The organism is Burkholderia sp. lig30 (genome assembly GCF_000687455.2).
In the GTDB taxonomy this organism is placed as follows: Bacteria; Pseudomonadota; Gammaproteobacteria; order Burkholderiales; family Burkholderiaceae; genus Burkholderia.
Window position 1 is genome coordinate 24,397 of sequence record NZ_JGVW01000094.1, and the last position, 7,811, is coordinate 32,207.

Genomic DNA, 7,811 nt, shown 5'->3' on the forward strand with positions numbered 1-7,811 from the left:
CGTCGCGTCAGAAACCCCAGAACATCAGCCACCACGCGCTGTCGACGACCGCCAGCGCGGCGGCGAACCATGCGAATGCCATCAGGCGGCGCGGCCACGCCGCGTAGCGCCCCGTGACCTGCCATGCGAGCCATGCGCTCCACGCGTTGGCGCCGACGAGGATCGCGATGCGCACGTCCGACGCCCATCCCAGCGGCACATGTTCGGCACGCAACAGCGACAGCGTCGTCGCCGACAGACCGAGGAACACGCCCGCGCCGGCGAGCGGAATCAGCCCCTGCGCGAGATGATGGAGCCGCACCCGGTCGAAACGGCCGAGCATCGCGGTCGCGCCGGCCAGCAGCACGAGCAGTGCGGTGCCGTAGACAAGCCCCGTGCCGACGATGTAGCCGACGACGAGCGAGCCGTCGAGCCACGAGAACACGTCGTTGCGCTCGGGATAATGCGTGAGCAGGAACCACGGCGCGTTGGTCTCGAGCGGCCACGTGATGTCGTGATCGATCAGCCAGCCCGCCAGCCATTGCTTGATCTGCACGAACCACGGGCTGACGGTCCAGTGAAACGCGCCGATCGCGACGCCGAGCAGGCCGTACAGGATCAGCGCCGTATCCCACGGGTTCGCCTGCTGCGCGCCGAGCGTCACGACCTCCTCCGACGGCGAGCGCCACGACAGCGCGATCGCATCCCGATGGCCGCTGCAGCGGCCGCACATGTGGCACGAGGCGGCGCCCTTCATGTTGCGCAGCGGCACCAGCGGCGCGCAATTCACCGGAATCACGCGATGGCCGCCCTCGCCGTGCTTGTACGAACGGCGCCACGCATCCTCGTCGACCCTGTAGCGCATCGGCGCGAGACGGGCGAGCAGCGAGAACACGCCGTTCACCGGGCACAGGTACTTGCACCACACGCGCTTTTCGCGGCCGTACAGCAGGCCGATCACGATCGCGGCCGCCGTCGAGCCGCCGAGCACGAACAGCACCGCGAGCGGATACTGGTAGACGCTGACCATCTGCCCGTAGATCGTCGTGATCCCGAACGCGACGAACGGCCAGCCGCCCCAGCGCATCCAGCGCGGAATCGCTCGGCCGCGGCCGAACCGGCTCGCGTACTCGGAAAGCGCGCCCTCGGGGCAGAGCACGCCGCACCAGACGCGCCCGAGCATCACCATCGACAGCAGCACGAACGGCCACCAGATGCCCCAGAACACGAATTGCGCGGCGAGCGTCAGGTTGCTCCAGAGGTGCGCGGAATCGTCCGGCAGCGGCATGCATGCCGGCACGATGATCAGGAACGCATAGACCGCCACGACACCCCACTGGATGCCGCGAATCAGCGCGCCGTGGCGCTGCATCCACTGGCCGGCCTGCGCGAGCCGGCCCGGTTTGCCGCCGAGGACCGCGCTCATGCCGCGCGCCCTGCCGTCGCGGCCGGGCGCCGGCTGGCGCGCTTGAGCAGCAGCCAGACGACTGCCCAGTACGCGGCATACGCGATCAGGTTCGCGAGCGCCGGATGCGCGCGGTAGCCTGTCAGCGTCGCGACGAGCGAGCCGAACGTGCCGGAGTCGTCGAGGATCGCGGACGTGTCCCACAATTGTGCGATGCCGACCGGCAGGATCTCCTTGTCGATCAGCTTGTCGACGCCCGTCTGGAAGAGGCCCGCGCCGAGCAACAGCAGCATGACTTCAGTGAAGCGAAAGAAATGGCGCCAGGAGAAATACTTTCCGCCGAGCTGCAGCAGGAAGAACGTCAGCATCGCGAGGCCGAGGCCGATCGCGACCGCGAGCATCTGGCTCGCGTCGACGTGGCCCGACTGGCCGAAGCCGAGGCCGTACAGGAAGATCACCGTCTCGCTGCCCTCGCGCGCGATCGCAAGCGCGACCAGCACGGCGACGCCCCACCAGTTCGCGTCCTGGGTGCTCTTCTGCAGCGACTGCTCCATGTCGCGCTTGAGCGTGCGGCCATGCTGGCGCATCCACAGCACCATCTGCACGATCAGCACGCACGCGATCAGCACCATCGCGGTCTGGAAATAGTCCTGGGCGTCACCGGACAGCACTTCGGTGAAGCCGACGAGCGCGCCGCCGAGCGCCACGGCCATCAGCAGCCCGGCGCCGACGCCGGCCCACAGATACGGCAGGCCGCGGCGCGCGTCGTCGTCGCCGTTTTTCAGCCACGCATAGAGGATGCCGACGACGAGCAGCGCCTCGACGCTCTCCCGCCAGACGATGAACAAGATCTGACCCATCGATAACTCCCTGACGCGCGACGCGCGCAAGCGCCCGCGCGCAGTTGAAACTGCATTACTTCGCGACGATCACGCCCTGCGCCTGCTGGTGGAAATCGTCGAAAAACTTGTATTCGCCCGGCGAAAGCGGCGCGACGACGACGAACGAGTCGGTGCCCGGCGCGAGCACCTTCTCCTTGCGCAGCTGCACGCTCTCGAATTCGGCGGCGCCCTTGCCGGTGTTGCGGATCTCGATCTTGAAGCGCTGGCCGGCCGGCACTTCGATGCGGGCGGGATTCAGCCTGCCGTCCGCCATCTCGAGCTTGAACGTCAACAGATCCGCGGCCTGGGCGGCGCCGGCGAGCAACACCGCGGCAGCCGCCGCAACGAATTTCTGGGGGAATGTCATTCCTGGCTCTCTACGACGACGGCGCGCCCGAGGCGCGCCGTCCGTTATGCAACCGATCAGTAACCGCCCTTCTTGCCGATGCCGGCGAACGGGAAGTCGTATTCGAGGACGATGGGCTTGAACCACGGGCCCACGCCGGTTTCCTTGTCGACGTGGCGGCCGAACGCCATGTGGCCCATCTGCATCGGCGGCTTGACCGTCAGCGTCAGGTGATACTTGCCGGGGCCGTCGAGCTTCACGTTGTCGCCGTAGTGCGGGCCGTCGCTCGCCACCATGCCCATCAGGTCGCCTTCCGACTTCCACTTCGCGTCGCCCTGCTTCGTCAGCTTGTAGGTGACCTGCAGGTACGGCATCCAGTCGCCTTCCGCGAAGCCGCTCGGGTTGTTCTTCACCGCGTGGATGTCCGCCTCGAGGTGGACGTCGGAATCCGACGCCTTGCGCATCATCCCTTCCGGATCCATCGTGATCGGCTGCAGGTACACCGCGCCGATTTCCATCCCGCCCTGAATCTGATGCTTGCCGATCGGATATTCCGCGGCCGATGCCGACATGGCGGCCAGCGCCGCCGCTACCGCAACCGAAGTGCGGATGAACGAAGAACCCAACATGGACACTCCCTGTTTTTCTGAGACACGCGCCGCCGCCCGGCCTGATGGCTTACGGCAAACGCAAAGGCAATGAAGAACGTTAATGCGAACTATTCTCAATACTTGGGGGAGTGTAGCACCGAACGCGCCCGGGGACAAACCGATAATCGCGCCAATCCCTGATCCAACAAGGATGACGAGCGGATAACCGGCGCCCGGGCAGCAGGAGCGGGATTACTGGATGCCGCCCACGTGATCGCCGACGTTCGCGCCGAAGACCCGTTCGCGTAACAGCGCGAGCTGGTCTCGCGTCTGCGCGGCCTTCTCGAATTCGAGATTTTTCGCGTAGTCAGCCATCTGCTTTTCGAGGCGCTTGATTTCCTTCGCGATCTGCTTCTCGGACATGTCCTCAAGCTTCGCGCGCTGCTGCGCCTCCTTCAGCTCCGCACGCGCCTCATCGGCGCTGTACACGCCGTCGATGATGTCCTTGATGCGCTTGACCACGCCGCGCGGCGTGATGCCGAGCTTCGCGTTGTGCGCGATCTGCTTCGCGCGGCGGCGCTCCGTCTCGTCGATCGCGCGCCGCATCGAGTCGGTCATCCTGTCCGCGTACAGCAGCGCCTTGCCGTTGACGTTGCGCGCCGCGCGGCCGATGGTCTGGATCAGCGAGCGCTCGGCGCGCAGGAAGCCCTCCTTGTCCGCATCGAGGATCGCCACCAGCGACACTTCCGGGATGTCCAGCCCTTCGCGCAGCAGGTTGATCCCGACCAGCACGTCGAAGGTGCCGAGCCGCAGGTCGCGAATGATCTCGACGCGCTCGACGGTGTCGATGTCGCTGTGCAGATAGCGCACCCGAACCCCGTGATCGGCGAGGAATTCCGTCAGCTGCTCGGCCATCCGCTTGGTCAGCACCGTGATCAGCACGCGCTCGCCGGCCTTCACGCGCGCGTTGATCTCGGTGAGCACGTCGTCGACCTGCGTGCTTGCTGGACGCACCTCGATTTCCGGATCGACGAGCCCGGTCGGCCGCACCACCTGTTCGGCGATCTGTCCCGTCACGCGCTGCTCGTAGTCGGCCGGCGTCGCCGACACGAAGATCACCTGGCGCATCTTGCGCTCGAACTCGGGGAACTTGAGCGGCCGGTTATCGAGCGCGGACGGCAGCCGGAAGCCGTAATTGACGAGGTTCTCCTTGCGCGCGCGGTCGCCGTTGTACATGCCGTTCAGCTGGCCGATCAGCACGTGCGACTCGTCGAGCAGCATCAGCGCGTCGGGCGGCAGGTAGTCGACCAGCGTCGGCGGCGGCTCGCCCGGCGCGGCGCCGGAGAAGTGCCGCGAGTAGTTCTCGATGCCCTTGCAGAAGCCGAGCTCCTGCAGCATCTCGAGATCGAAGCGGGTGCGCTGCTCGAGCCGCTGCGCCTCGACCAGCCTGCCGTCGCGATGGAAGAACTCGAGCCGCTCGCGCAGCTCGTCCTTGATCGTCTCGATGGCACGCATCACGGTGTCGCGCGGCGTCACGTAGTGCGACGACGGATACACGGTGAAGCGGGGGATCTTCTGCCGCACGCGGCCCGTCAGCGGGTCGAACAGCTGCAGCGTGTCGACCTCGTCGTCGAACAGCTCGACGCGCACCGCCATCTCCGCGTGTTCCGCCGGGAAGATGTCGATCGTGTCGCCGCGCACGCGGAACGTGCCGCGCTGGAAATCCGACTCGTTGCGCGTGTACTGCATCGCGATCAGCCGCGCGATCACGTCGCGCTGCCCGAGCTTGTCGCCGGTGCGCAGCGTCAGGATCATCTGGTGGTATTCGGACGGATTGCCGATACCGTAGATCGCCGACACGGTCGCGACGATCACCACGTCGCGGCGCTCCATCAGGCTCTTCGTCGCCGACAGCCGCATCTGCTCGATGTGCTCGTTGATCGACGAATCCTTCTCGATGAAGAGATCGCGCTGCGGCACGTAGGCCTCGGGCTGGTAATAGTCGTAGTACGAGACGAAATACTCGACCGCGTTGCGCGGGAAGAACTCGCGGAACTCCGCGTAGAGCTGCGCGGCGAGCGTCTTGTTCGGCGCGAACACGATCGCCGGGCGGCCGAGCCGCGCGATCGTGTTCGCCATCGTGAAGGTCTTTCCCGAGCCCGTCACGCCGAGCAGCGTCTGGAACGCGAGGCCGTCCTCGACGCCCTCCACCAGCGTCGCGATCGCGCTCGGCTGATCGCCGGCTGGCGGATAGGGCTGATAGAGCTGGAACGGCGACGCGTCGAAGGTCGCGAATTTCGATTCGTCGAGCGCGTCGCCGACTTCGGCATGATGTACGGACATGGAATGCGGCCGGAGCGAGAACAAAAAATCATTTTAGCGCTTCGCGCCCGAACGAACTGCCGCCGGCCACGGACACGCGGCGGCGTGCGCGCGAAAATCGCGGATCGCCGCATCGCGACCCGAAAAAACCCCGGCGAATTCGCTACAATGACGAACTGCTGCGCTTTCTTTCCGGCATCGTGCCCGTCCGCGCGCGGCCTGCCGCGCCCCGCCCCCGCCGGATCGAAGCCTGACCCTCTTTTCACTACAGCCGAACCATCATGTCGCTCTTCTCCTCTGTCCAGCTTGCCCCCCGTGATCCGATCCTGGGCCTGAACGAAGCCTTCAACGCCGATGCCCGTCCGACCAAGGTCAATCTCGGCGTGGGCGTGTACACGAACGAAGAAGGCAAGATTCCGCTGCTGCGCGCAGTGCGCGAGGCGGAGAAGGTGCGCGTCGACGCGGGCCTGCCGCGCGGCTACCTGCCGATCGACGGCATTGCCGCCTACGACGCCGCCGTGCAGAAGCTGCTGCTCGGCAACGATTCGCCGCTGATCGCCGCAGGCCGCGTGGTCACGGCCCAGGCGCTGGGCGGCACCGGCGCGCTGAAGATCGGCGCCGACTTCCTGCGCACGGTGAACCCGAACGCGAAGGTCGCGATCAGCGATCCGAGCTGGGAAAACCACCGCGCGCTGTTCGAAGCGGCCGGCTTCGAAGTGGTCGCATATCCGTACTACGACGCGAAGACCAACGGCGTGAACTTCGATGCGATGCTGGCGGCGCTGAACAGCTACGAAGCGGGCACGATCATCGTGCTGCACGCGTGCTGCCACAACCCGACGGGCGTCGACCTGACGGAAGCGCAATGGAAGCAGATCGTCGAGGTCGTGAAGGCGCGCAACCTCGTGCCGTTCCTCGACATCGCCTACCAGGGCTTCGGCGAGAGCATCGAAGCGGACGCAGCGGCAGTGCGCCTGTTCGCCGCGGCCGACCTGAACGCGTTCGTATCGTCGTCGTTCTCGAAGTCGTTCTCGCTGTACGGCGAGCGCGTCGGCGCGCTGTCGATCATCACGTCGAGCAAGGACGAAGCGACGCGCGTGCTGTCGCAGCTCAAGCGCGTGATCCGCACGAACTACTCGAACCCGCCGACGCACGGCGGCGCGATCGTGGCGGCAGTGCTCGCATCGCCGGAACTGCACGCATCGTGGGTGCAGGAACTCGGCGAAATGCGCGACCGCATCCGCTCGATGCGCAACGGCCTCGTCGAGCGCCTGAAGGCAAGCGGCATCGATCGCGACTTCAGCTTCATCAACGCGCAGCGCGGGATGTTCTCGTATTCGGGCCTGACGTCGGCGCAAGTCGACCGTCTGCGCGAAGAGTTCGGCATCTACGCCGTCGGCACGGGCCGGATCTGCGTCGCCGCGCTGAATACGCGCAACCTCGACGTCGTCGCGAACGCGGTCGCAGCCGTCCTGAAGTAAGTCGGAACCTGGGCGGCCGCATTCCGCCGCCCTGCCCGTCCGACAAAAAACGCGCTCCCGGGGAGCGCGTTTTTTTTGTTGCATCGCGTCACTGCCGCCCGCCACACAGGTGCTTGCGGCAACGCAACGCGCGTCACTGCATGAACCAGCCGTGGCTGACGACGAGCGACTGGCCGGTGAGCGCGGCGCTCGGGAACGCCGACAGGAACAGTACCGTCTGCGCGACGTCCTGCACCGTCGTGAACACCCCGTCGACCGTGTTGCCGAGCATCACCTTCTTCACGACTTCCTCTTCGCTGATCCCGAGTTCCTTCGCCTGCTCCGGAATCTGCTTGTCGACGAGCGGCGTGCGCACGAAGCCCGGGCACACGACGTGCGAGCGCACGTTGTGCTTCGCGCCTTCCTTCGCCAGCACCCGCGCGAGACCGAGCAGCCCGTGCTTGGCCGTCACGTATGCCGACTTCAGCGGCGACGCCTCGTGCGAGTGCACCGAGCCCATGTAGATCACCACGCCGCCGCGGTCGTCCTTGTACATGTGCTTGAGCGCGGCCTTCGTCGTCAGGAACGCACCGTCGACGTGGATCGCCTGCATCTTCTTCCAGTCGGCGAACGCGTAGTTCTCGATCGGATTGACGATCTGGATGCCGGCGTTCGACACCAGAATGTCGACCGAGCCGAACGTTTCGGCAACCTTGTCGATCCCGCTGTTGACCGCGTCCTCGCTCGTCACGTCCATCGCGATGCCGATCGCCTTGCCGCCCGCCGCCTTGATCTGCTCGGCGACCGCGTTCGCGCCGTCCTGGTTCA

General features: G+C 66.2%; 7 protein-coding genes. 1 reads left to right on the plus strand and 6 read right to left on the minus strand.

All coding sequences use genetic code 11. The features are described from left to right. Positions 1-7: 7 nt before the first annotated feature. The 5 genes from LIG30_RS18905 to uvrB all read right to left on the minus strand — a co-directional run bounded on the left by LIG30_RS18905 (position 8) and on the right by uvrB (position 5,544). A complete protein-coding gene (locus tag LIG30_RS18905) occupies positions 8-1,405 on the minus strand; it encodes a 4Fe-4S binding protein (RefSeq protein ID WP_038714432.1) in 1,398 nt (465 codons plus the stop codon). Then, a complete protein-coding gene (locus tag LIG30_RS18910) occupies positions 1,402-2,244 on the minus strand; it encodes an FTR1 family iron permease (RefSeq protein ID WP_038714434.1) in 843 nt (280 codons plus the stop codon). Before LIG30_RS18910 ends, LIG30_RS18905 begins: the two co-directional genes overlap by 4 nt. 55 nt (positions 2,245-2,299) lie before the next feature. Further along, complete coding sequence (locus tag LIG30_RS18915) at positions 2,300-2,632, minus strand: cupredoxin domain-containing protein (RefSeq protein ID WP_038714436.1); 333 nt, start codon at positions 2,630-2,632, stop codon at positions 2,300-2,302. A 56-nt stretch (positions 2,633-2,688) separates the two neighbouring features. Beyond that, positions 2,689-3,240 carry an iron transporter gene (locus LIG30_RS18920; RefSeq protein ID WP_038714438.1) on the minus strand — a complete coding sequence of 184 codons (552 nt, stop codon included), beginning with the start codon at positions 3,238-3,240 and terminating at the stop codon, positions 2,689-2,691. Between the two features lie 213 nt (positions 3,241-3,453). Further along, a complete protein-coding gene (uvrB, locus tag LIG30_RS18925) occupies positions 3,454-5,544 on the minus strand; it encodes an excinuclease ABC subunit UvrB (RefSeq protein ID WP_038714439.1) in 2,091 nt (696 codons plus the stop codon). A 260-nt stretch (positions 5,545-5,804) separates the two neighbouring features. Between uvrB and LIG30_RS18930 the strand changes: the two genes are divergently transcribed. Beyond that, complete coding sequence (locus LIG30_RS18930) at positions 5,805-7,004, plus strand: amino acid aminotransferase (protein ID WP_038714441.1); 1,200 nt, start codon at positions 5,805-5,807, stop codon at positions 7,002-7,004. A 133-nt stretch (positions 7,005-7,137) separates the two neighbouring features. Here the strand turns inward: LIG30_RS18930 and LIG30_RS18935 are convergent. Continuing rightward, a partial coding sequence (locus tag LIG30_RS18935; protein ID WP_038714443.1) for a 3-hydroxybutyrate dehydrogenase occupies positions 7,138-7,811 on the minus strand: 674 nt, incomplete at its 5' end.

Bases quoted from the DNA above. Each gene is read 5' to 3' on its own strand.
- LIG30_RS18915 (WP_038714436.1), bottom strand. From the start codon at position 2,632: ATGACATTCCCCCAGAAATTCGTTGCGGCGGCTGCCGCGGTGTTGCTC.
- LIG30_RS18910 (WP_038714434.1), bottom strand. From the start codon at position 2,244: ATGGGTCAGATCTTGTTCATCGTCTGGCGGGAGAGCGTCGAGGCGCTG.
- LIG30_RS18930 (WP_038714441.1), top strand. From the start codon at position 5,805: ATGTCGCTCTTCTCCTCTGTCCAGCTTGCCCCCCGTGATCCGATCCTG.
- LIG30_RS18905 (WP_038714432.1), bottom strand. From the start codon at position 1,405: ATGAGCGCGGTCCTCGGCGGCAAACCGGGCCGGCTCGCGCAGGCCGGC.
- LIG30_RS18920 (WP_038714438.1), bottom strand. From the start codon at position 3,240: ATGTTGGGTTCTTCGTTCATCCGCACTTCGGTTGCGGTAGCGGCGGCG.
- uvrB (WP_038714439.1), bottom strand. From the start codon at position 5,544: ATGTCCGTACATCATGCCGAAGTCGGCGACGCGCTCGACGAATCGAAA.